The sequence below is a fragment of the Kribbella steppae genome (genome assembly GCF_004342025.1).
GTDB classification, from domain to species: domain Bacteria; phylum Actinomycetota; class Actinomycetes; order Propionibacteriales; family Kribbellaceae; genus Kribbella; species Kribbella steppae.
In genome coordinates, this window is record NZ_SLWN01000002.1 from 306995 (window position 1) to 329091 (window position 22097).

The window sequence follows — 22097 nt, forward strand, 5'->3', positions numbered from 1 at the left end:
ATGACCCCAACCGTGCTCTTGATCGGCGGACTCGCCGCCCTCGGTCTCGCCGTGGTGCTCGCAGTGCTCAGCGTTGCCGCGCGGCCTGCCGAGGACGGCGTGGCCAGGGCACTCGCCACGATCGACAGTCACTACACCCGGCATGCACCGATCGATGCCGAGCCGAAGCGTGATGCGTTCGCGGCACTGCCTGGGTGGTTACGAGTCCTGGCGATGCGATTGTCGCCGGCGGGCATCGGTGCGACGCTGCAGCGCCGGCTCGACCTGGCCGGCAACCCCTCGGGGTGGACCCCGGACCGGATCTTGGCCGCGAAGGGTCTCGGTCTGTTCATCCTCGGCGGCCTCGGCGCACTGTACGGGCTGCGCACGATCGGCCTGCTCATCGTCGGCGGCGCGGTGGCCGCGACCGCCGGGTTCTTCCTCCCCGACCTCCTGCTCTACAACGCCGGTCTCAAGCGCCAGGACAAGATCCAGAGGGCCTTGCCCGACGCGCTCGACCTGCTCACGGTCTGCGTCGAGGCCGGGCTCGGGTTCGACGCGGCGCTGGCACAGGTCGCCCGCAACACCCGCGGCCCGCTGGCCGCGGAGTTCTCCAGGGTGCTGCAGGAGATCCAGATCGGAAAGTCACGGTCTCAGGCGCTGCGCGCGATGACCGACCGGACGACGGTGCCCGAGTTGCGATCGTTCGTGTCAGCCCTCGTCCAGGCGGGCGAGCTGGGCATCACGATTGCCGACGTACTGCGCGAACAGGCCAAGGAGATGCGGTTGCGGCGCCGGCAGCGCGCCGAGGAGAAGGCCCAGAAGGTGCCGGTCAAGATCCTCTTCCCGCTCGTGTTCTGCCTGTTCCCGTCCATGTTCATCGTCATCCTCGGACCAGCGGCGCTCAGCATCGTCCAGGTCCTGTTCGGAAAGTAGCCCGCCATGACCCTGCTCAAGCCCGACCACCGCCGGCTCGACGCCGGCCGCCTCATCATGGTGCCCGCGGCAACGATGATGCTGGTCGTCGACGCCATCGTCCTGACGCAGTCCAACGGCAACGGACTCGCGGGCACGCTGCGTTGGATCGGCACCGCCCTGGTCGCAGCCTTCTACGCGGTGATCATCTGGGCCTATCTGCGCCGCGGACCCGCCCGAGCTACCAGCCCCTCGCTCACTGCACACGTCGCCGCGATCACCGCGACCCTGATCCCGTTCGCCTTCCCTTTGCTCAACAGCGCAACGGTCACCACCGGGCGAATGCTGGTCGCCAACGTCCTTCTGGTCACCGGCACGTCCTGGGCGGTCTGGTCGCTCCTCAGCCTGGGCAGGAACCTGTCGGTCCTCGCCCAGGCCCGCGAAGTCGTCGAGCACGGCCCTTACCGCTGGGTCCGGCACCCGCTGTACACCGGCGAAATCGTCTCGTCCCTCGGGCTCGCCATCACCGCCGGCACCACGACGGCCTTCGCCGTCTGGATCACCCTCGTCGCCCTCCAGGTCTACCGCGCGCGCAGCGAGGAGCACGTCCTGCTCGGGGCATTGCCGACGTACGCCGCCTATCGCACCAGGACTGCCGCCTTGTTGCCTGGCGTCTTCTGACTGACCCCCTCAGCCGAGGGCGGTGCGGAGGCGGAGTGCTACCTGGAGGTCCAGGGCCTGGTCGGGGTGTTGCCAGCCGTCGCCGAGGAGGGCGGTGATCCGGTCCAGGCGTTGCTGGACGGTGTTGGGGTGGATGTGCAAGGTAGTCGCCGCGCGCGTCGGGCTCTGTCCGGCAGCGAAGTACGCCTGGAGTGTGCCGACCAGATCGGTGCCGCGTTGCTCGTCGTACTCGATGACAGCGCCGAGGACGTGCTGCACATGAGCCCGTACGTCGACCTCTGCTGCACCGACCAGACCGGCGACACCGAGGTCGTCCGGCGTCGCGGACCCACCACTGCGGCCGAGTCGGCGCATGGTGGCGACCAGGTGGACCGCCCGTCGGTGTGACTCGACCAATGGGTCGCCCCACGCTGCCGGGCCGGTGACACCGATGGTGACACCGGTGCGCTTGGCTACTTCGGCCAACTCGCGTGCAGCGGTTGGAGCGTCGGTCCGACTGATCAGGAGCACTAGGTCGCCGCCGTACGGGCCAGACAGGACCAGCTTGTCCTCCAGCGGTGCGGAGAGCCGAGCTCGTACGGCGGAGTGGTCGCCACGGCAGACGGCTACGACCAGGCGGTCGTGGTGACGGTTCGGAGCGAGTAGACGGAGTCGGTCGGCCAGGGTCCTGGCGTCAGCGCTGCCACTCAGTACGTCGGACAGGAGGTCTGCCTGAGCGCGCTGGGACTGCTCGGCGGCCTGACGGCGGAAGAGGAGCACCAGAGCGGTGACCACGGCGGCACGTTCGACGATGCGCTGGTCCGCGTCGGTGAGGTCGTCGACACCGCCGATCATCAGTGCGCCGAGGCGCTCGCCTTTCGCGGTCGCGGCAACGACCCAGCAATCTCCGATCTTCGTCAACCGGCCGGACTCGGACTCCTGCCACGGTACGGCGGCCTCGTCGGGCGATCCGGCGACTGCCAATTCGTTGCCGACTGCATCGACCAGGACGACCCACACGTCCAGGAGCTCGGCCAGTGCAGCGGCGATGGCGTCGACGTCACCACCGGACAGGACGATGTCGGCGAAGCGGTCGTGCGCTGCGGCCGCGTGCTCGGTCCCGGCGTGGGCTTCGGACAGCTGGTCGAGCGCGGCCTCGGTCTCGGCGGCCGCTCGCACCTGGACGATCGTCACGGCCGCGAGAGCAGCGAGTGATCCGAGTAGCGACACCTCTTCGCGGCTGAACGGCCGGCGCGTCCGGTTGGAGGCGAACAGTACGCCGACGAAGGCTCCGTCGACGATGAGCGGCGTACCGCAGATAGCGACCAGGCCTTCCTCGCCGACCGCGTGGTCGATCGGCGAGGTGTGCCGGAAGCGGCTGTCGGACGGGTAGTCGGCGGTCCAGTACGGCTTGTACGTCTCGGCGACCAGTCCACCGAGGCCTGCACCGAGCGGGAGCCGCAACTGCTGGAAGGCCGCCGATACCGAGCCGTCGGTCGCCCGCATGTAGGTGTCACCGCGGGCGGGGTCGTACAAGGTCAGGTAGGAGACATCAGTGCCGATCAGGGTGCGGGCGCGGTGGACGATGGTGTCGAGTACGCCGCCCGGGTCGCGGGCCGACGCGAGTTCCCGGGCGACGTCGACCAGGGCGGACAGCTCGGCCTCACGCTTCTTGCTGGCGTCGATACCGGCCCGGATCCGCAGGGCGAGGTCGCGCGCGACCGCGTCCTCGCCCGCCGCCCGGGCCAGCTCGCTCCCGGGCGCGTCCTCGGCCAGTAGCCGCAGCAGCTCCTCCACGGTGGCGATGATGCCACCTACACGCTGGTCAGGTCCCGACGGTGCGTTTCGGAGTACGACGTCACCGCGATGATGGAGATGACTGCACACACTGCGACGTACACGGCGATCGCATAGCCGGAGTCGTACGCCTTGAGCAGTGCAACTGCGATGAACGGCGCCAGACCGCCCGCGATGATCGACGCGAGCTGGTAGCCCACCGAGACACCGGAGTAGCGGACCCGGGTGCCGAACAGCTCGGTGAAGAACGATGCCTGCGGCCCGTACATCGCACCGTGCAGCACCAGTCCGACAGTCACAGCCAGGGTGGCGAGGAGGAAGTTCTTCGTGTCGACCAGTGCGATGAAGACGAACGCCCACACGCCGACACCGATCGCACCGATCAGGTACACCGGCCGCCGGCCGATCCGGTCGGACAGCGCACCCCACAGCGGGATGGCGCAGAAGTGGATGGCTGCACCGATCAGTACGGCGTTCAGCGCGAACGACTTGCCCAGACCCAGTTGTTCCTTGGCGTACGTCGCGATGACGATGGTGAAGATGTAGTAGCTGACGTTCTCCGCCATCCGCGCGCCCATAGCCGTCAGCACCTCACGCGGGTACTTGGTGATCACCTCGAGCAGCGGGAGCTTGTCCGTCGGCTCCTGCTTGGCCCGGGCCTCCTTGAACACCGGCGACTCCTCGATCCGCAGCCGCACCCACAGCCCGACCAGCACCAGTACGGCGGACAGCAGGAACGGAATCCGCCAGCCCCACGAGTTGAACGCGGCGTCCGACTGGAACGCGGCCAGGCCGGCCAGTACGCCGTTGGCGATCAGCTGACCCGCCGGAGCACCGGCCTGCGGCCAGGACGCCCAGAAGCCACGCCGTGCCGGATCACCATGCTCCGACACGATCAGTACAGCGCCACCCCACTCACCACCGAGTGCGAAGCCCTGAATGAGCCGCAGCACGGTCAGCAGGATCGGAGCGAGCGCACCGACCTGTGCGTACGTCGGCAGCAGGCCGATGGCGAAGGTGGCGACACCCATCATCAGCAGGGACAGCACCAGCAGGTTCTTGCGGCCGAGACGGTCACCGAAGTGGCCGAACACCACTCCCCCGATCGGACGGGCGAAGAACCCGACCGCGAAGGTGGCGAAGCTCAGCAGGGTACCTGTGAGCTCCTCGCCCTTGGGGAAGAACAGCTCGCCGAACACCACCGACGCGGCCACGCCGTACAGGAAGAAGTCGTACCACTCGACGGTCGTGCCGACGAGACTCGCGCCGACCACCCGGACAATCGGCGTACGGGTTTGGACCGGTTGTGTTGCTGTCATTGACGGGCTCTCCTGAGCTAGTGGGCGGTCCAGCCGCCGTCGAGTACGAACGAGCTCCCCGTGATGGAGGCGGAGGCCGGACCGCACAGTAGTGCGACCAGCTCCGCTACTTCATCCGGCTCGATCAGGCGCTTCACCGCGACTGGCTCGAGCATGACCTTCTCCAGCACCTCTGACTCGGTCAGACCGTGGGTGGCCGCTTGATCCGCGAGCTGGGCGGTGACGAGCGGCGTACGGACATAGGCCGGGTTCACGCAGTTGCTGGTCACTCCGTGGGGCGCACCCTCCAGTGCGACCACCTTGCTGAGTCCCTCCAGTCCGTGCTTGGCAGCGACGTACGCCGCCTTGAAGGGACTGGCCCGGAGACCGTGTACCGAGCTGATGTTGATCACTCGGCCCCAGCCTGCGCCGTACATGTGGGGAAGGGTCTGACGGATCAACCGGAACGGCGACTCGAGCATGAGCCGGACGATGTAGCTGAACCGCTCCGGCGGGAACTGCTCGAGTGGTGCGACCTGCTGGACCCCTGCGTTGTTCACCAGGATGTCCACGTCCTTCGGCAGGTCGCTGAGGCTCTCCAGGTCTGCCAGGTCCGCTACCACGGTCTGCACGCCCTCGAGCGCCTCGAGACCGGCAGCGTCGTAGTCGACTGCGACCACCTGTACACCGTCAGCCGCCAGGCGGCGGGCACACGCGGCGCCGATGCCGGACGCAGCTCCGGTGACGAGGGCTCGACGGGTCTCCATGGCCGACGACTGTAGGAATCAAGCGCGCTCCCGCACTATGGGACGCCGTCACACATCCAGGCCTGGTTCAGTGGTCCTGAGCCCTACTTATCCACAGTCGCGTCTATCGAAGCAGCGGGTCACGATAGGTGGACCTATCGTGGAGACATGGTCGATATCGAACAGCCGAAGAAGAAGGCCGCCGGCGTGCCCGCGGTGCTGTCGTCGTTCACGTTCGGTTTCCGCGAGATGGGCCCAGTCCGGACCGGCAAGGTCTTCCAGAAGATGAACCAGGACGGCGGCTTCGACTGCCCGTCCTGCGCCTGGCCGGACCCTGACCACAAGCGCAAGCACGCCGCCGAGTTCTGCGAGAACGGCGCCAAGGCAGTCGCCTGGGAGGCGACCCGCAAGCGGGTGCCGCGCGACTTCTTCGCCAACCACTCGATCGACCAGCTGAACCAGATCTCCGAGTTCGAGCTCGGCAAGCTCGGCCGGATCACCGAGCCGCTGCTGCTCCGGGCCGGCGCCACGCACTACGAGCCGGTCGGCTGGGACGAGGCGTTCCAGGTCGTCGCGCGGCACCTGAAGGCCCTCGTCGACCCGAACGACGCCGTCTTCTACACCTCGGGCCGGACCAGCAACGAGGCTGCGTTCCTCTACCAGCTGTTCGTCCGCGCCTACGGCACCAACAACCTGCCCGACTGCTCGAACATGTGCCACGAGTCCTCCGGTACGGCGCTGTCCCGGGTGATCGGCAGTGGCAAGGGCGCGGTCACCCTGGAGATGCTGGAGGAGTCCGAGCTGATCGTGGTCGTCGGCCAGAACCCAGGCACCAACGCGCCCCGGATGCTCAGCCACCTCGAGATCGCGAAACGCAACGGAGCCGACATCGTCTCGGTGAACCCGCTGCCTGAGCCTGGCCTGATGAACTTCAAGAACCCGCAACGCCCGAGCGGCTGGGTCGGCAAGGGTACAACGCTCGCCGACCAGCATCTGCAGATCCGGATCGGCGGCGACCAGGCGCTGTTCCTTGCCGTCGGCCACCTTCTGCTCAAGGCCGAGGCGGACAATCCGGGCACCGTGCTGGACAAGGCTTTCGTGGACTCGCACACCAGCGGCTTCGAGCTCTACGCGAAACACAACGCCGAGCTCGACTGGGACGCCGTCGAGCTGGCCACCGGACTACGTCGTACCGAGATCGAGGAGTTCACCCAGCGGTTCATCAAGTCCAAGGCGACGGTGATCTGCTGGGCGATGGGGCTGACCCAGCACCGCGAGGCGGTTGCGACGATCAGCGAGATCGTCAACGTCCTCCTCCTGCAGGGAAACATCGGCAAGCCCGGCGCCGGTCCGTGCCCGGTGCGCGGTCACTCGAACGTCCAGGGCGACCGCAGCATGGGGATCTGGGAGCAGATGCCGGACGCGTTCCTGGACCGGCTCGACCACGAGTTCGCGTTCAGGTCACCGCGGGAGCACGGTATCGACGCCGCCGCGACGGTGAGGCGGTTGCGCGACGGGTCCGTCCGGGTGTTCGTCGCGATGGGCGGGAACTTCGCGTCCGCGACGCCGGACACCGAGGTCGTGCATCGCGGGCTGCGGCAGTGCGATCTGACCGTGCACGTGTCGACGAAGCTGAACCGATCGCACACCATCACCGGCCGCGAGGCGCTGATTCTGCCGACGCTCGGGCGGACCGATCACGACCACACCGCGGCGGGTCCACAGTCGGTCACGGTCGAGGACTCGCAGGGTGCCGTCCATCTGTCCACCGGCAATCTGATTCCGCCCGGTCCGGAGATGAAGTCCGAGATCGGGATCATCTGCGGGCTGGCGCAGGCCGTCGTACCGTCGGTGGGAGAGATTCCGTGGGCGGATTTCGCCGATGACTACAGCCTGATCCGGCAGCGGATCGGGCGGGTGGCCGACGGGTATGAGGACTTCGAGGAGCGGCTGCGGGCGAACGAGGGCGGGTTCCTGCTGGCGCATGCGGCGCGGGACCGGCGGGAGTTCAAGACGTCCGACGCGAAGGCGCAGTTCACCGCGAACGACTTGAGTTGGTTGCCGACGGCACCTGGTCGGTTGCTGTTGCAGACGATGCGCAGCCACGACCAGTTCAACACGACGATCTACGGGCTGGAGGATCGCTACCGCGGCGTGCACGGGACGCGCGAGGTGGTCTTCGTGAACCCCGACGACCTGGCCGAGCTGGGGTTGAAGGACGGGGCGTACGTCGACATCGTCAGCGAGTTCGAGGGGGTCGAGCGGCGGGCCTCCGGGTTCCGGTTGGTCTCGTACCCGACTGCACGCGGCTGCGTGGCGGCGTACTACCCGGAGACCAACGTGCTCATGTCGGCCGACGACGTGGCGAAGGGCAGCAATACCCCGGTTGCCAAAGGCCTGACGGTCAGGCTGGAGCCAGTCTCGTCCTGAACCACGGCTGACTTGCCGCCAGCGCGACGGCCACCGCGGCACTGGAGAGCCAGAGTCCTTCGGGTCCGAACGACTCGAGCAACCAGGTCACGGTCAGCGGCGCAATCGCGGTCGCGATACCCCAGCTGAGTCCGAAGACGGCGAGGTAGCGGCCGCGTGCGTGGTCGGGCGCGAGGCCCGAGGCCAGCGTGAGGTAGCGGGTCAGGAGGAACAGTTCGCCGAGGCTCCACAGGACTGTGGCCAGCAGGTAGACGGTCAGAGTCTCCGCGAACGCGCTCACGATGAGGCCGATGGCGAGCAGGGCGTAGCCGATGGTCAACGAGGTGAAGTCATCCAGTCGCTGCACGCGGAGCAGGCGCTGGGCGAGGATCAGGGTGACCGCGGAGACGGCGAGGATGAAACCGGTGCCTGACGTTGGCAGGCCTTGTTCCAGCAGGGAGAGCGGTAGGCCGATCACCAGCTGCATGTACATGGTGGCGAAGACTGTGCCGCCGGCGAGCAGGATGAGCAGTCGGCGGTCTCGCCATACCGTGGTTGTGGTCGTCGGTTCGCTGGTGGGCCGCACGTCGGCTGGGAGCGCACGGGCGACGAGGACGGCACAGGCGAGGCAGGTGAGCGCGTCGGCGATGAATAACCAGCGCAGGCCCCAGTGGCTGAGGGCTGCCGCGAGGAGGCCGGCCAGTACGCCGGCGGCGGCCATCGCGGCACCGAGCAGGCCGTACGCCGCTGGTCGGTCGACTGGCTCGGTGACGTCGGCGATCGTTGCCTGGCTGGGCGGTTCGTAGATCTCGAACACCAGACCGAGCAACAGGGCGGCGAGCACCGCGGACCAGAGCTGGTCGGAGACGGCGATCCAGGTCTGAGCGACGGCACACCCGGCCAGCCCGAGCACGATCGTCCGGCGGCGACCTATCCGGTCTGCCAACTGCCCACCAAGCAACCGAGACGGAATCGTCGCCGCCCCGAACAGAGCCAGGATCAGCCCGGTCTGACTCAGCGATGCCCCGAACTCCACAGTCAGCACGACCCCAAGGAACGGCAACGTAAACGCCCCGATCCGATTAACAGCCCGAGCCACCACCAAAACCCAAACCACCGACGAAACCCCACCCCACGACGCCCCCACCCCCCGCAACCCACCAACCGACGCCACCGAAGACCCGGCGGGCGGTGAGGCTTGGGATGCGGCCGAAGACGTCGGTAGTGCAGCCGAGGATGCGGCCAGCGATGGAGCTGCGGGCGGTGCGGGCGAAGATCTGGGTGGGGATGTGGGGCGGGGTGGGGTGGTCACCGGGGCCTCCTCTGCGTGACTGGCTAAAGGGGTATGGTTAGTCACGCGGATCGACTGTACGGAGTGATGGAGTGACTGGTCAAGTATCGTTTGATAGTCACACGCGAAGCGTGCTGGCTGCTGCTGTGGAGTACGTGAACCGGTTGACGCCCGGGTACTCCGGCGGGTCGCCCGTCACCACGCCGGCCGACGAGGCGCAAGCGGTCGCGGAGGCGTTGGCAGCCATCGGGTACCCGCAGTCCGCCGTACGCCGAGCTGATGCGAAACGGCTCGCGGAGCTCGCGGGCCGGATGCGGATCGTGTTCGAGGCGGCTCACACGGGAGATCTCGACCGGGCCGCGACGGAGGTCAACGCGCTCCTGCTCGACACCAACGCGCGACCGCAGCTGGACCGAGGCAAGGACCGGCCCTGGAGCCTGCACTTCCACGGACCGAACGACGAACTAGCCAACGGCTGGGCCGCCGGTTGCTCGGCCGGTCTCGCCATCGCACTGGGCAGTGACCTCGCCGGACGCCTGGGGGTCTGCGCAGCCCCACAGTGCGACCGCGTCTTCGTCGACGTCTCCCGCAACGCCCAGCGCCGCTTCTGCTCCCCCCAATGCCAAAGCCGGGTCAAGGCAGCCACCCACCGAGCCCGCCAACACCCACCCACCCCCTGACCTCCAGGGCCGGGCGGATCGGGGCGGGTCAGCGGCGACGGATGGTGAGGGTCGGGGTGGTTGGGTTCTGGTTGTTCAGGACGATCTGGGCGCGGAGGTGCGGTTGGATCTGGTCGACGTAGAGGCGTTCGCCGGGGATGTACTTGGTGCGATAGCGATGTTCGGCAGCTTCAGGGGACGTCATCCAGTGCTGGTCGCGGGCGATGCCGCGGCGGAGTACTTCGTCGAAGGTGATGTCGACGTAGACGCGTAGGTCCCAGTAGGCATCTAGCTCTGGCCGTTGGAGGAACGCGCCGTCGGCGAGCAGGACGGCATCCTCGGCCGCCACCGCGGTTGGTGTCTTCAGGGCATTCTGAGCCGATGGGTCCATGAGGCCGGCGGTGTAGCGGCGATCGCCGTCTGGTCCGAGCGGAATCAGCAACCGATCGCGGATGGCCTGGTTGTCCCAGGTGTCGAGGTAGTAGCCCTCGGGTGAGTCCACCGGGTACGCCGTACGTAGCACGACCGCACGCTTGAAGTAGTCGATCCCCACCCGGATCACCTCGCGCTCGGTGCGATCCCGCAGTACCTGCGCCAACTCGTCCGCCAGCGTGGTCTTCCCCGCCGCCGAACACCCGTCGATCGCGACCCGCACCGGATGCGGACGATCAACCGCCAGCACCAACTCCGCCAACTCGGCCAACGTCTCGGCTCGCTGCTCCACACCGCCTCCTCGCCCCAGGGCGAAGGACGCTACCCGTCGTCGTCACCAGCCCACCACCGAAATACAGGCGAGCGCCTCACCCGACGACGGCCGGGTGAGGCGCTCGAATCGCAATAACTGTCAACCGACGGGGGTCAGCTCGCGCTCCTCCTCGCGCGGGGCAGGCGGGGCCGCGTGCTTGGCCTGCTTGCCACGGAGCCACTTCGGCGCCCACCAGTTGGCATCACCCAGCAGGGTCATGATGCTCGGCAGGACGACCGCCCGGATGATCGTCGCGTCGATCAGGATCGCGACCGCCAGGCCGACACCCAACTGCTTCATGTCCAGGGTGCTCAGCGTGGCGAAGACCGCGAAGACACCGATCATGACCGCGGCCGCGCTGGTGACCACACCCGCCGAGCCGGTGATGCCTTCGGCAACGGCCTGCTTGGTCGGTACGCCGCGGAGCACCGCCTCGCGGATCCGGCTGACGACGAACACGTGGTAGTCCATCGACAGACCGAACAGCACCACGAAGAGGAACAGCGGCAACCAGGAGACCACCGCACCGTTCGATCGGAAGTCGAGAATCCCCTCGGCCCAGGTGTTCTGGAAGACCGCCGTGACCACTCCGTACGCCGCTCCCGCGCTCAGCATGTTCAGGAAGATCGCGGTGAGCGCGACCACCACGGACCGGAACGTCACCATCATCACGATCATCGTCAGCAGCAGCACGAACCCGATCACCAGCGGCAGCTTCGCCTTCGTGTGAGCCGCGTAGTCGACGTCCGCGGCCACGAAGCCACCGACGGCGTACTCGGCTCCCGGCACCTTGCCCACGGTCTCCGGCATCAGTTCCGAGCGAAGCTTGGTCAGTGAATCGCGTGCCTCCTGGCTTCCACCCTCGTACGGCGTGGCGACCTCGAGCACCGTCACCGTGCCGTCCTGGGAGATGCGCGGCTCCTCCAGCCCGTCCTGCGCGAACAGCTTGTCGCTCTGCGTCCGCTTGACCAGGTCGGCCAAAGCGGCCTTGACCGCCGGCTGCTCGTTGGCCGGGGCGCGTACGGCGACCTCGTGGCTGGTGCCCGTGCTCGGGAACGCTGCGGTGAGCCGGTCGTACGCCTTCATCACCGCGGTGTCGCGCGGCAGGTCCTCGGTGCCCGGGAACTTCAGCGTCATCCCCAGCGCCGGCGACGCGACCGCGAGCAGCGCGGTGACCGAGACCAGCAGCGTGGCAACCGGGTGCTTCAGCGCCGGCTTCAGCATGGCCGGCCAGAACCGCGGCTTCGCCTTGCTCGCAGTCAGCCGCCAGAGGAACGGGATCCGCGGACGGTCCACCCAGCGACCGAGCTTCGCGAGTACGGCGGGGAGCACGGTCAGCGAGCCGATGACGGCCACCGCGACGACCAGGATCGAGCCGACCGCGAAGGACGAGAACACCGCGTCACGGGCCAGGAACAACCCGGCCATCGAGATGATCACCGCAACACCGGAGACGACGACGGCGTGACCTGAGGTGGCCGCGGCGATCTCGACCGCGTCGACGTGACCGCGGCCCTTGGCGCGTTCCTCCCGTTCGCGGCGGAGGTAGAAGAGCGAGTAGTCGACGCCGACCGCCATACCGATCAGCAGGATCACGCTGTTCACCGCGTCGACCGCGGGAACCAACTGCGAGGCCGCTGCGGAGAGACCGATCGCGGCGGCGACCGCGGACAGCGCGAGCACCAACGGCACCGAGGCCGCGATGAGTGCGCCGAATGCGACTAAGAGGATCGCCAGTGTCACCGGCAGGCTGAACATCTCCGCGCGCTTGAAGTCCTTGCCGAGCGTCTCGTCCAGAGCCTTGCCGATGGACAGGCCGCCGACCTCCTCGATCCGGAGGTCCGGATACTGCTGCTGGACCTGGGCGGTGGTGTCGAGCAGCGGCTGTACGCGATTGTCATCGGTGCCGTCCTTCAGGGTGACCCTGACGATCAGGGCGTCTTTGTTCGGCGAGGGCATCGGCTGAGCGACCTCCGCGACCCCACCGAGGGCGCGCATCCGCTCGATCACCACGCCGGCCGCCTTGGCCGCCTCGGCCTGGTCGAGTGACCCGGACGGTGCGGTGATCAGCACGCTCTCCACATCCGGGTCGGCGAAGTTGCCGGACTTGACGATGTCGTCCGCCCGGGTCACCTCGCCGATGTCGCCTTCTCCGTCGGACTCCTTGGTGCCGGTCGCGGAGCCGAGTGCGAAGCAGGCGATCACGAGGACCACCCACATCGCGATCGCCCGCCACGGATGGGTGGCACTCCAGCGCGCCGCCCGAACCGTGATCTGTCCCCTGGCCATATCGTTCCTGCCCCTCTGCGCCCCTCCGGCGCCCCACCCAGCGCTGCCTGGCACGGCACTGGCTACGGCTCAAAAGCCTCGTCGCTGGAGGGTGGTCGCCACCATGCAGGAAGCCACCGACTTCACCCTGAGGAGAACCCCACCCCTCCCCTGCGGCTTTCCTCACCCGGCTGAGGGTGAGGCCGGGGCTTGCTGCCACAGCGTGAGCGAACGGGTGCGGGTAGCGCCCATACACGGGGCGCGCAGGCGGCGCGGCAGGTGCGGGAGGTGCCGGTGCGGAGGGTGCGGGCGCCGGGGTACGGGCCGGGGTTAGAAGTCCTCGAGGTTGAGGGAGGAGGCGGCGGAGATGCCCTCCAGATAGCCCTCTGCGCGTTCGGCTTTGGGGTAGCGGTGGACCAGGGCCCAGAAGGCGGCGTTGTGGGCCGGCTCGACCAGGTGGGCCAGCTCGTGGATGAGCACATAGTCGACCACCCAGGCGGGCATCGACTGCAAACGAGTCGACAACCGGATCGATCGGTCCGCCGGAGTGCACGATCCCCACCGTCTGTTTTGGTTCGAAACCCACCTGACTGACGCAGGTTCGGGCACTTCGGGGAGGTGGCGACACGCGAGTTCGTGTGCTCTGGCCAACAATTTTTCGTCCGACACGCGGGATCGGCTGCGCTGCTTCTCCAGTCGCGCCAGCATTGTCTCGACCCAGCGCGCCTCCTCCGTGGCAGACAGCCGGTCGGGCATCAGCACGACCACCCGCTCGCCGTCCCGGTAGGCGCTGACGGTCCGCTTGCGCCGCTTGCTGCGACGGATATCCACATACGGAGGGATCGGGCGCGGTGGGGAGTCGGCCATGGGTCAAAAATGTACCCCCCGAATCCGACAACTTTCTTCCGTCCACATCCTGTGCATCGACGTTTCCGCAGGTCAGACGCCAGATCTTGGGTCGCTGGATTCCGGTTGTTCACATCATGTTCCCCCGCCTGTCCACAGTGACCGGCGGCGCGCCCCACAGGTTGCACACAGGGTTATCCACAGGGGTGGACAACGGGCCCTTGCCTGCGCCGCCCGCGCCTCTTAGCGTCGACGTCAGCAGGCTCCCGGATCGCCTCCGGGGCCGTTCGGAGGGGAAGCCGAGCGGTTCCGAAGGCGGATACCCGGGAGCCTGCTCTGTGTGACCAGACAGTGCGGAAAGGGCTTTCCTCGGGGAGACCCAGCGGCGCGCTGGCCGGGCGGTGCGCTTGAGCGTGCGCCTGGCTGCCGTAGGGTGAATCCCGACTGGGCCGAACGGCCTACGGCAGGACGGTCTGCCGTTAGCATCCACGACAACCTGGGGCGAGAACCCGGGCTGGTATTCAGAGCAAGGAGAGGGCCCTCATGGCAGAGACCTGGAGCGGCGAGTTCTACTGCGTCAAGTGCAAGGCCAAGCGCACCGCCGACGGCGAGGTCAAGGTCAACGACAAGGGCACGCGCATGGCCAAGGCCAAGTGCCCCGAGTGCGGTACGAACCTGAACCGGATCCTCGGCAAGGCCTGACGCACCAAGTCGTGGGGCGGTGTTCGGCACACGTGTGCCGGACACCGCCCTTCGTCGTTCCGCACCCTCCGTGAGCCGGCCTGACGGCCGGGCTCGGAGCAACGGACGTGCGGGCGAGTCAGGGGCCGGGAGACGCGAGGGATCCCCCGGCGAGGACGCAAAGGCTGGCCGGCTGCCGTCCACAGCCGGTGGTACGGCGTACGCCGTACACGACATGCCGGTGCCCCGACGGGGCTCCGGCTTGGGCGACCCGACAGAATGGGGGGGTGTCGGACCTTCCCCGTAAAGCGCTGAGCCGGACCGCGAAGCTCGCCAGCCTGCCGCTCGGTGCCGCCGGCCGGGCGACGGTCGGGCTCGGCAAGCGGATCGGCGGTGCGCCGGCCGAGACCGTGATGGCGGAGTTCCAGCGCCGGACCGCCGACCAGTTGTTCGCCGTCCTGGGTGAGCTCAAGGGCGGCGCGATGAAGTTCGGGCAGATGCTCAGCCTGATGGAGTCCGCGATGCCGGAGGAGCTCGCGGCGCCGTACCGGGCGACCCTGACCAAGCTGCAGGACTCCGCCCCGCCGATGCCGGCCTCGACCGTGCACACGATCCTGTCGCGGGAGCTGGGCAGGCGCTGGCGGGACCGGTTCGAGGAGTTCGACGACCTGCCCGCGGCCGCCGCCTCGATCGGCCAGGTGCATCGCGGCACGCTGAAGGACGGCCGCGAGGTCGCGATCAAGCTGCAGTATCCGGGCGCCGCCGAGGCGCTGCGCGCGGACCTGCGCCAGCTCGGCCGGTTCGCCCGGACCTTCGGCACGCTGGTCCCCGGGCTCGACATGAAGCCACTCGTCACCGAGTTGCAGGAGCGGATCGGCGAGGAGCTCGACTACGACCGCGAGGCACAGGCGCAGCAGCAGTACGCCGACGCCTTCAAGGGCCACCCGGAGTTCGTCGTCCCCCGGGTCATCAAGCACTCCCCGAGCGTCATCGTGTCGGAGTGGATCGAGGGCCGGCCGCTGTCGTCGTTCATCACCGACGGCACCAAGCAGGAGCGGGACGAGATCGGGCTGAAGTACGTCCGGTTCATGTTCAGCGGGCCGAGGCTGGCCGGGCTGCTGCACTCCGACCCGCATCCGGGGAACTTCCGGGTGATGCCGGACGGACGCCTCGGCGTGGTCGACTTCGGGCTCTGCGCGCGGCTGCCGGACGGGCTGCCGCCCGCGATCGGGCGGCTGCTGACCATCTCGCTCGAGGGCGACGGGATCGCGGTCCGCGACGGGCTCCGGGACGAAGGGTTCATCAAGCCGCGGATGGAGATCGACCCGGAGCAACTGATGGACTACCTGGCGCCGTTCGCGGAGCCGGCCCGGGCGGAGATGTTCCAGTTCAGCCGCGCCTGGATGCGGGCCCAGGCGAACCGCACCGGTGACTTCCGCTCGCCGCACGCGTCGCTGGCGCTGAAGCTCAATCTGCCACCGTCGTACCTGCTCATCCACCGCGTCTGGATCGGCGGCATCGCCGTACTCTCCCAGCTCGAGGCGGAGGCACCGTTCAGCTCCGTCCTGGACGAGTTCCTACCCGGCTTCACCCGCGTCTGAGCCCGCGTCTGGGCCCGAGCCGAAGCCCGCGCCTGAGTCCAAGGCCGGCTCAGAGCGGAGCGTGCGGGCCAGCAGGATGCTGCTCACCGTCAGAGCGACCACGGTGATCCCTGCAGCCACGTGAAGCCCGTCAGTGAATGCGTCGCGAGCTGCGTCCAGTACGGCGGCCGGCACCGCACCGCTGATGGCCTCCCCCAGTGAACTACCGCCCTGCCCGCCCATCTGGCTGCGGTACGTCGCGGTGACCACACTGCCCAGTACGGCGATGCCCAATGAGTACCCGAACTCGTTACCCGTCTGAGTCAGCGCACCGGCCGCGCCGGCCTTCTCCGGCGGCACAGACCCGATCACCAGGTTGGTGCCCAGCGTGATCAGCGGCGCCGCGCCCAGGCACTGCACAGCGAAGGCGACCACCAGTACGGCGGTAGACGTCGCCTGAGTCATCACAGCCATCCCGACGATCGTGAACGCCATGCCACCCGGGATCAGCACACCAGGACGGATCCGGCGGGCCAGCCGCGGTGCCAGCTGGAAGGCCACGGTCGAGGTGACCATGCCGGGCACCAGCGCGATGCCGGCGGTCAGCGGGGTCATCCCCTGCACGAGCTGGAAGTACTGCGCGACGAACACCATCACACCGCCCGACAGCATCGAGTACGTCATCATGCTGCCCAACATCACGCTGAAGGTCCGCCGGGAGAACAGCCGTACGTCGACCAATGGGTCCGCGAGCCGACGCTGCCGACGTACGAAGACCCACCCGAACACCGCACCCACGGTCAGACCGCCGATGGCCGTCGTACTCACGCCATGCGACGCCAACTGTTTGAGCCCGTGGATCGCCGGCAGGATCGCGACCAGCGACAGCACCACACTCGGTACGTCGAGCCGGCCCGCCTTCTCGTCGCGGTACTCCGGCAGCAGGAACGGCCCGACCGCCAGCAGCACAGCCATCGCCGGTACGCCGATCAGGAACGCCGAGCCCCACCAGAAGTGGTCCAGCAGCACGCCACCGGCGATCGGGCCGACAATCGCACCGACGGTGAAGCAGCCCGCCCACACGCCCAGCGCGGTCGCCCGCTGCCGTGCGTCCGGGAACAGCGTGGAGATCAGGGACAGCGTGCACGGCGCGATCGCCGCACCCGCGAGACCGAGCACAGCCCGGGCGCCGATCAGCATCTCGGGACTGGTCGAGTACGCCGCCACGACCGAAGCCACCCCGAAGACCGCAGCCGCGGCCAGCAGCAGGCGTCGCCGGCCGATCCGGTCACCCAGGTTGCCCATGGTGATCATCAGCCCGGCCACCATGAACCCGTACACGTCCAGGATCCACAGCTGCTGGCTGCCGGTCGCACCGAGGGCCTCGGTCACCGCCGGGACCGCGAGCAGCATCACGAACAGGTCCAGCGACACCAGCAGCGTGGCGAGTGACAACACGGCCAGCCCGATCCACTGCCGCCGGCTGGTGGTCACGGCGGCGCTCTCGGTGACGGTCATTGCTCCGGTCCTTCCGCTGGAGTATCTGCCTTCACTCCTGCGTCGGACGGATCACCGCCGGATCGACATCCGGTTCAGCTGTTTCTCACCAGTAGACGGGGTCCAGCCTCCCCTCGATGGCGCGGACGTTCTCCCGGGTGCAGCGGTCGCAGTACAGCAACTTCCGGCCGTTCTCCACCGAGGTCAGCCAGGTCAGCGGCACCTCTTCGGTCTCCGCCTGCTGACCACACAGCGAACAAGTAGCTCTGATCACGCGCATCAGTGTGCACCTCCCCCCAAGCCGGTACCCCCGCGGCCCCGGCCCTAGGCTCCCACCATGCGCTGGGTGATCCACGGTGAGGAAGAGGCTTGGTCCAGTCCGTGGCTGAGCGTACGACGGCTGGACGTGGAGCAACCGGACGGCGACCGAGTCGACTACCACGCGGTCCGGTTGAGCGACGTGGCCGCGGCCGTGGTGACCGACGCCTCGGCGTGGCCGACGTACCGGGGATGATCGCCCGGCACGAGATCCTCAGCGGCATCACCCTGCTCGGCCTCCAACAGACCCTGCTCACCTGGCCGCCCGCTCCCGGGAGCATATGAAGGGTTCTCCCCTGAAGTAGCCCCTTCTCCCTCGGTATTTCGAGGGGAGAAGGGGCCATTTGAGGGGTTCTCCCCTCAAATGCGCCCGGGGCTGGGGCGCGCGGTTGAAGCCGGGGGCGGGGCGCGCGGTTGAGCGTGCCCGGCGGGGCGGGACCGGGCGTGGACGAGGGGCGGCCTCCTGGTGGGGGCCGCCCCTCGGTGATTCAGCTGGTCAGGCTGTGAGCCCTGCCTGGCCGGTCCTCCTTGTCGGACCGGCCGGGCGGGGCTTGACTACTGGTGGATCAGACCAGGCGGGCAAGCGCGAGGCGCGCGCGTGCGCTGGCCCTCTCCGCTCGCCTGCTGGCCCGCTCGGCCTGCTTCTGCGCACGCTCCATCTGGCGAGCGAGGCGGAAGCGCCGGTTCTGCTCTGCGTCGTTCAGTGTGGAACGACAATGAGCACGAGCAAGATCTTCGTGAAGTAAATGCATCTCAATTCTCCTGTGTGAAGTCTGGTTTCTCATGGTGTGCAGTCTCGTTTCGGATCTGGGTCGTCAGGCGGCAGTTACGGTGTCGCTCTTGCGGGGACGCCCACGGGGCCGCTTGCGCGGAACCACCACTCCTTGGACGAACAGCTCGCCGCCCCACACTCCCCACGGCTCGGAACGCTCGAGCGCTCCGGCCAGGCACTCGGCCTTGAGCGGGCAGGTGGTGCAAAGAGACTTGGCATACTCGACGTCCGCCGGCGATTCGGCGAAGAAGAGTTCTGGCGCGTAGGACCGACAGGGCAGGTCCTGCGACGAGGCCACCTCGGTGAAGACATCGAGGAAGCTCACGCTCATTCCGGTCACCTCCCAGTGACTTTTAGGTGCTGATCTCTTGTCGTCGGTGACGGTCAACGGTTGATGACCGCCAAAATCAGGGACAAACAAAAGGGCCGCGGGACCCTTTTCGGGTTCCGCGGCCTTGGAGGTGCCGGCTCTGACGTCTGTCAGACCGGTGGACTCCATGCTCGAGAACCCGAACCGCCGTACTTCGCATCGCCGACAGCTCCGCCCTTGAACTGGGCAGCGCCGGAAGCCATGAGCACAACGGTCGCGCCGTGCAGGCGCGGCGAGGCACCCTGAATCGGGGCGCACGGCAGCGCGACTACCTTGCTGAACGGCTTCTTGACCGTGTTGATGTTCATCCAGGGCACCTCCTCTCGTTGTGGCGAAGCGGGCGGTTAGCTCGATCGCTATGGTGGTTTGAAGTTTTCGGCCAGGCTTCGACCGCAGAAAGAACAGTACGCCGTCCCCAGCGGAGCCCGCAAACTATTTAACGCCAGTTCGCGAAGTTGGCCGGAAGTTGCCGCGGCGGTGGCCGAAACTGGCTGCCACCACAGACTTCCAGCACGCTCCGGGACGTCATCCGCACGCTCCGGGATCGTTGCCTCTGTCACCTAAATGCCACGTCTGCCGTCAGCAGAATGCGGCACGTCTTCCACCATGCGCCTCCGCACGCCTGCCTGGCAACACATTTCTCACCCGCCGCCGAAGACTGCCCCATAGGGCAGGTCGATCAGCGCGTGCAGAGATTGAGGATGGGCTCCGCGTACTTGGTGATCTTGGTGTGGCCGATGCCGGGGATCCGGCGCAGGGACTGCTCGTCGGTCGGGCGGGTTTCGGCGATCGCGGTCAGGGTGGCGTCGGTGAGGATGACGAAGGCGGGCATGCTTTCGGACGCTGCCTGCTCGGTGCGCCAGGCGACCAAGGCGTCGTACAGCTCCTGGTCGATGGAGGACGGGCAGTCCTCGCAGCGGCCCAGCTTGCGGGCGCCGGGATCGAGCAGGCCGCGGCCGCAGACCCGGCACTTGGGGATCGGCCGGCCGGCCCGAGGCGAACGCTCCGACCGCTCGGCCGTCGGCTCCCATGCGGTCGGCCGCGACGACGTACGCACGTTCAGAGGGTCGAGGAAGCGGGTCGGACCGCGCTGACCGCGCCCGCCCGGGGAGCGTGAGGTCGACCAGCTGACGTGGAGCTGCTGCTTTGCCCGCGTCACGCCGACATAGAACAGCCGCCGCTCCTCCTCCACCTGCGCCGGCGTCTGGGCGTAGCTGATCGGCAGCGTCCCCTCGTGCGCGCCCGCGATGAAGACACAGCCCCACTCGAGCCCCTTGGCCGCGTGCAGCGTCGCCAGCGTGACCCCCTCGGCCAGCGGCGCGTGCTGGATCGACGCCCGCCGATCCAGCTCAGCCATCAGGTCGGCCAACCGAGCCGTCGGGTTGGCCGCAGCGAAGTCCGACGTCATCGTCACCAGCGCGCTCAGCGACTCCCACCGATCCCGCACCGCGCCCGTCCCGGCCGGCGACTCCGGCGTCCACCCGGCCCCACCCAGTACGCCGGTGACCACCTCGACCAGATCGTCGGACACGTCCCCGGCCTTCGCCTGCCCCCGCAGCAGTACAGCGGCCTGCCGGATCTCGGCCCGTTCGAAGAACCGCTCGGCGCCCTTCAGCACGGCCGGGATCTTCCGCTCGGCGAGCGCCTGCTCGTAGTTCTCCGACTGCGCGTTCGTCCGGAACAGTACGGCGATTTCCCGCAGCGGCGTCCCCTCGTCCCGCAGCCGGGCGATCGCCCGCGCCACCGCATCGGCTTCGGCGACCTCATCCGGGTACTCCCGGTAGACCGGCACCGGACCAGCCGGGAGCTGCGACCGCAGCGTCACCCGCCCCGGCAGCCCGGACGGACCGGCCGCGTCGAGGACCTTGTTCGCAACGTCCACGATCTGCGGCGTCGACCGGTAGTCGCGGACCAGCTTGACCACCGTCGCGGACGGATGCCGGGACGCGAAGCGCACCAGGTTCTCCGGCTCGGCGCCGGCCCAGGAGTAGATGGTCTGCGCCGGGTCGCCGACCACACAGACGTCCTCACGGCCGCCGAGCCACAGGTCGAGCAGGCTCTGCTGCAGCGGACTGACGTCCTGGTACTCGTCCACGACGAACGTCCGGTACTGCCGCCGGATCTCCGCCGCCACCCGCTCATCCTCCGCGAGCAGCGCGGCCGCACACAGCAGCACGTCTTCCAGATCGATCCGCCCGCGCTCCAGCTTCACGTCCTCGTACGCCGCGAAGACCCGCGCGATCGTGGCCGGGTCGAAAGCGGCCAGGGTGCGGCCTGAGCGCGGCGCCAGTCGCGCGTAGTCGTCGGGCCGGACGTTGCTCACCTTCGACCACTCGACCTCACCGGCCAGGTCGCGTAGCGCGGGTGTGTCCACCCGGACCCGGCAGCGTGACGCCGCCTCGGTCAGCAGCGGGAACTTGCGATCCACGATCGGCGGCAGCTCCCCGCCGTACACCTTGGGCCAGAACCACTTCGCCTGCCGCAGCGCGGCCGAGTGGAACGTGCGCGCCTGGACGCCCTCGACGCCGAGCTGGGCGAGCCGGCCGCGCATCTCCCCCGCGGCCCGCTGGGTGAACGTCACCGCGAGGACGCGGAGCGGGTCGAACGTCGCGGTGCGGACGCCGTACGCGATCCGGTGGGTGATCGCTCGCGTCTTCCCCGTGCCCGCGCCGGCCATCACCACGACGGGTCCGTTCAGCGAGGTCGCGACCGCCCGCTGCTCCGGATCGAGCGCCTCGAGGAGGTCATCCGCGGATGCGGAGTGTGTGAGATCGCTCACGGACGGGGACATTCGGGAACAGCACCACCTGCGACTGGGTTCGGATACGTCGAGAGCAACCCTAGACGGGCTACCGGACAGAATCCGATCGCCCGGGAGACGGAGTCAGCCGATGGCGGCATTCACGATGTACTCGACACCCTGGTGCGGCTACTGCCACCGGCTGAAAGGTCAGCTGAAGCGCGCCGGGATCGAGTTTGCCGAGGTCGACATCGAGCAGGTGCCGGATGCCGCGAAGCTGGTCGAGAAGATCAACAACGGCAACCAGACGGTGCCGACGGTGGTCTTCCCGGACGGGACCGCGATGACGAACCCGTCGCTGGCCCAGGTCGCCGAGAAGCTGGCCGCCTAGATCCCCCACAGTACGGCGCCGCGCCTCGACAGGGCCGGCGCCGTTTTTGTGCTGCCCACACTCATAGATCGCGAGTTATGGACATTACGGTCATGACCGTTATACCTTCCTCGGAACAACGCCGCAGGGAGCCCG

The 22097-nt window shown here is 68.3% G+C and carries 21 protein-coding genes; 8 read left to right on the plus strand and 13 right to left on the minus strand.

Annotated features, from left to right (window positions below; translation table 11 throughout):
- Both EV652_RS06300 and EV652_RS06305 read left to right on the plus strand, forming a co-directional pair.
- A complete protein-coding gene (locus EV652_RS06300; RefSeq protein ID WP_132208037.1) occupies window positions 1-915 on the plus strand; it encodes a type II secretion system F family protein in 915 nt (304 codons plus the stop codon).
- A gap of 6 nt (window positions 916-921) precedes the next feature.
- A complete protein-coding gene (locus tag EV652_RS06305) occupies window positions 922-1575 on the plus strand; it encodes a methyltransferase family protein (RefSeq protein WP_132208038.1) in 654 nt (217 codons plus the stop codon).
- 9 nt (window positions 1576-1584) lie between these two features.
- Here EV652_RS06305 and EV652_RS06310 read toward each other — a convergent pair whose 3' ends face one another.
- Genes EV652_RS06310 through EV652_RS06320 form a run of 3 tightly spaced genes read right to left on the minus strand, consistent with a single transcriptional unit; the run spans window position 1585 to window position 5416 of the window.
- The gene (locus tag EV652_RS06310) at window positions 1585-3351 is read right to left on the minus strand and encodes a helix-turn-helix domain-containing protein (protein WP_132208039.1); all 1767 of its coding nucleotides are present in this window, start codon (window positions 3349-3351) and stop codon (window positions 1585-1587) included.
- A 17-nt stretch (window positions 3352-3368) separates the two neighbouring features.
- On the minus strand, window positions 3369-4670 hold the full coding sequence (locus tag EV652_RS06315) for an MFS transporter (RefSeq protein ID WP_132208040.1): 1302 nt from the start codon (window positions 4668-4670) through the stop codon (window positions 3369-3371).
- A 17-nt stretch (window positions 4671-4687) separates the two neighbouring features.
- Entirely contained in the window at window positions 4688-5416 is a 729-nt protein-coding gene (locus tag EV652_RS06320; RefSeq protein ID WP_132208041.1) for a 3-hydroxybutyrate dehydrogenase, read from the minus strand.
- Window positions 5417-5563: 147 nt separating this feature from the next.
- Between EV652_RS06320 and EV652_RS06325 the strand changes: the two genes are divergently transcribed.
- Window positions 5564-7825, plus strand: a complete 2262-nt coding sequence (locus EV652_RS06325) for an FdhF/YdeP family oxidoreductase (protein WP_132208042.1) — start codon at window positions 5564-5566, stop codon at window positions 7823-7825.
- Here EV652_RS06325 and EV652_RS06330 read toward each other — a convergent pair.
- Entirely contained in the window at window positions 7800-8978 is a 1179-nt protein-coding gene (locus EV652_RS06330) for an MFS transporter (protein ID WP_369409997.1), read from the minus strand. The two genes, EV652_RS06325 and EV652_RS06330, sit on opposite strands and share 26 nt — an antisense overlap.
- A 248-nt stretch (window positions 8979-9226) precedes the next feature.
- On the opposite strand from EV652_RS06330, the gene EV652_RS06335 reads away from it, so the two are divergent.
- Window positions 9227-9775, plus strand: a complete 549-nt coding sequence (locus EV652_RS06335; RefSeq protein WP_242001597.1) for a CGNR zinc finger domain-containing protein — start codon at window positions 9227-9229, stop codon at window positions 9773-9775.
- A 28-nt stretch (window positions 9776-9803) separates the two neighbouring features.
- Here EV652_RS06335 and EV652_RS06340 read toward each other — a convergent pair whose 3' ends face one another.
- The 3 genes from EV652_RS06340 to EV652_RS06350 all read right to left on the minus strand — a co-directional run bounded on the left by EV652_RS06340 (window position 9804) and on the right by EV652_RS06350 (window position 13634).
- Window positions 9804-10478: a nucleoside/nucleotide kinase family protein gene (locus EV652_RS06340; protein WP_132208044.1), complete on the minus strand. Its 675-nt coding sequence runs from the start codon at window positions 10476-10478 to the stop codon at window positions 9804-9806.
- Window positions 10479-10598: 120 nt separating this feature from the next.
- The gene (locus EV652_RS06345) at window positions 10599-12788 is read right to left on the minus strand and encodes an MMPL family transporter (RefSeq protein ID WP_132208045.1); all 2190 of its coding nucleotides are present in this window, start codon (window positions 12786-12788) and stop codon (window positions 10599-10601) included.
- A 309-nt stretch (window positions 12789-13097) separates the two neighbouring features.
- On the minus strand, window positions 13098-13634 hold the full coding sequence (locus EV652_RS06350) for a M48 family metallopeptidase (RefSeq protein WP_132208046.1): 537 nt from the start codon (window positions 13632-13634) through the stop codon (window positions 13098-13100).
- Between the two features lie 522 nt (window positions 13635-14156).
- Between EV652_RS06350 and EV652_RS44500 the strand changes: the two genes are divergently transcribed.
- Together EV652_RS44500 and EV652_RS06355 are read left to right on the plus strand one after the other, a co-directional pair.
- A complete protein-coding gene (locus EV652_RS44500; protein ID WP_012922897.1) occupies window positions 14157-14315 on the plus strand; it encodes a DUF5679 domain-containing protein in 159 nt (52 codons plus the stop codon).
- 266 nt (window positions 14316-14581) lie between these two features.
- On the plus strand, window positions 14582-15895 hold the full coding sequence (locus tag EV652_RS06355; protein WP_132208047.1) for an ABC1 kinase family protein: 1314 nt from the start codon (window positions 14582-14584) through the stop codon (window positions 15893-15895).
- Here the strand turns inward: EV652_RS06355 and EV652_RS06360 are convergent.
- Together EV652_RS06360 and EV652_RS44505 are read right to left on the minus strand one after the other, a co-directional pair.
- Window positions 15872-17392 (minus strand): MFS transporter, encoded by a 1521-nt coding sequence (locus EV652_RS06360; RefSeq protein WP_132208048.1) that lies wholly within the window; start codon window positions 17390-17392, stop codon window positions 15872-15874. The genes EV652_RS06355 and EV652_RS06360 overlap by 24 nt on opposite strands.
- Before the next feature lie 85 nt (window positions 17393-17477).
- A complete protein-coding gene (locus tag EV652_RS44505; protein WP_199238080.1) occupies window positions 17478-17645 on the minus strand; it encodes a hypothetical protein in 168 nt (55 codons plus the stop codon).
- A gap of 63 nt (window positions 17646-17708) precedes the next feature.
- Here EV652_RS44505 and EV652_RS06365 point away from each other — a divergent pair, with 63 nt between their 5' ends.
- Window positions 17709-17885, plus strand: coding sequence for a hypothetical protein (locus EV652_RS06365; RefSeq protein WP_199238047.1), 177 nt, complete (start codon window positions 17709-17711; stop codon window positions 17883-17885).
- Between the two features lie 370 nt (window positions 17886-18255).
- Here the strand turns inward: EV652_RS06365 and EV652_RS46465 are convergent, their stop codons facing one another.
- From EV652_RS46465 to EV652_RS06385, 4 genes are all read right to left on the minus strand, one after another.
- Complete coding sequence (locus EV652_RS46465; RefSeq protein ID WP_500784487.1) at window positions 18256-18474, minus strand: putative WhiB-interacting protein; 219 nt, start codon at window positions 18472-18474, stop codon at window positions 18256-18258.
- Between the two features lie 30 nt (window positions 18475-18504).
- On the minus strand, window positions 18505-18960 hold the full coding sequence (locus EV652_RS46365) for a WhiB family transcriptional regulator (protein ID WP_439649042.1): 456 nt from the start codon (window positions 18958-18960) through the stop codon (window positions 18505-18507).
- Window positions 18942-19139, minus strand: coding sequence for a hypothetical protein (locus tag EV652_RS06380; protein WP_132208049.1), 198 nt, complete (start codon window positions 19137-19139; stop codon window positions 18942-18944). Before EV652_RS06380 ends, EV652_RS46365 begins: the two co-directional genes overlap by 19 nt.
- 371 nt (window positions 19140-19510) lie before the next feature.
- Window positions 19511-21622 carry an ATP-dependent DNA helicase UvrD2 gene (locus EV652_RS06385; protein ID WP_132208050.1) on the minus strand — a complete coding sequence of 704 codons (2112 nt, stop codon included), beginning with the start codon at window positions 21620-21622 and terminating at the stop codon, window positions 19511-19513.
- A gap of 100 nt (window positions 21623-21722) precedes the next feature.
- On the opposite strand from EV652_RS06385, the gene EV652_RS06390 reads away from it, so the two are divergent.
- Complete coding sequence (locus EV652_RS06390; RefSeq protein WP_132208051.1) at window positions 21723-21962, plus strand: mycoredoxin; 240 nt, start codon at window positions 21723-21725, stop codon at window positions 21960-21962.
- The last annotated feature ends 135 nt before the right edge of the window (window positions 21963-22097 follow it).

Bases quoted from the DNA above. Each gene is read 5' to 3' on its own strand.
- EV652_RS06320 (WP_132208041.1), bottom strand. From the start codon at position 5,416: ATGGAGACCCGTCGAGCCCTCGTCACCGGAGCTGCGTCCGGCATCGGC.
- EV652_RS44500 (WP_012922897.1), top strand. From the start codon at position 14,157: ATGGCAGAGACCTGGAGCGGCGAGTTCTACTGCGTCAAGTGCAAGGCC.
- EV652_RS06390 (WP_132208051.1), top strand. From the start codon at position 21,723: ATGGCGGCATTCACGATGTACTCGACACCCTGGTGCGGCTACTGCCAC.
- EV652_RS06305 (WP_132208038.1), top strand. From the start codon at position 922: ATGACCCTGCTCAAGCCCGACCACCGCCGGCTCGACGCCGGCCGCCTC.
- EV652_RS46365 (WP_439649042.1), bottom strand. From the start codon at position 18,960: ATGGAGTCCACCGGTCTGACAGACGTCAGAGCCGGCACCTCCAAGGCC.
- EV652_RS06315 (WP_132208040.1), bottom strand. From the start codon at position 4,670: ATGACAGCAACACAACCGGTCCAAACCCGTACGCCGATTGTCCGGGTG.
- EV652_RS06365 (WP_199238047.1), top strand. From the start codon at position 17,709: ATGCGCTGGGTGATCCACGGTGAGGAAGAGGCTTGGTCCAGTCCGTGG.
- EV652_RS06385 (WP_132208050.1), bottom strand. From the start codon at position 21,622: ATGTCCCCGTCCGTGAGCGATCTCACACACTCCGCATCCGCGGATGAC.
- EV652_RS06300 (WP_132208037.1), top strand. From the start codon at position 1: ATGACCCCAACCGTGCTCTTGATCGGCGGACTCGCCGCCCTCGGTCTC.
- EV652_RS46465 (WP_500784487.1), bottom strand. From the start codon at position 18,474: ATGAGAAACCAGACTTCACACAGGAGAATTGAGATGCATTTACTTCAC.
- EV652_RS06325 (WP_132208042.1), top strand. From the start codon at position 5,564: ATGGTCGATATCGAACAGCCGAAGAAGAAGGCCGCCGGCGTGCCCGCG.
- EV652_RS06350 (WP_132208046.1), bottom strand. From the start codon at position 13,634: ATGGCCGACTCCCCACCGCGCCCGATCCCTCCGTATGTGGATATCCGT.
- EV652_RS06380 (WP_132208049.1), bottom strand. From the start codon at position 19,139: ATGAACATCAACACGGTCAAGAAGCCGTTCAGCAAGGTAGTCGCGCTG.
- EV652_RS06345 (WP_132208045.1), bottom strand. From the start codon at position 12,788: ATGGCCAGGGGACAGATCACGGTTCGGGCGGCGCGCTGGAGTGCCACC.
- EV652_RS06360 (WP_132208048.1), bottom strand. From the start codon at position 17,392: ATGACCGTCACCGAGAGCGCCGCCGTGACCACCAGCCGGCGGCAGTGG.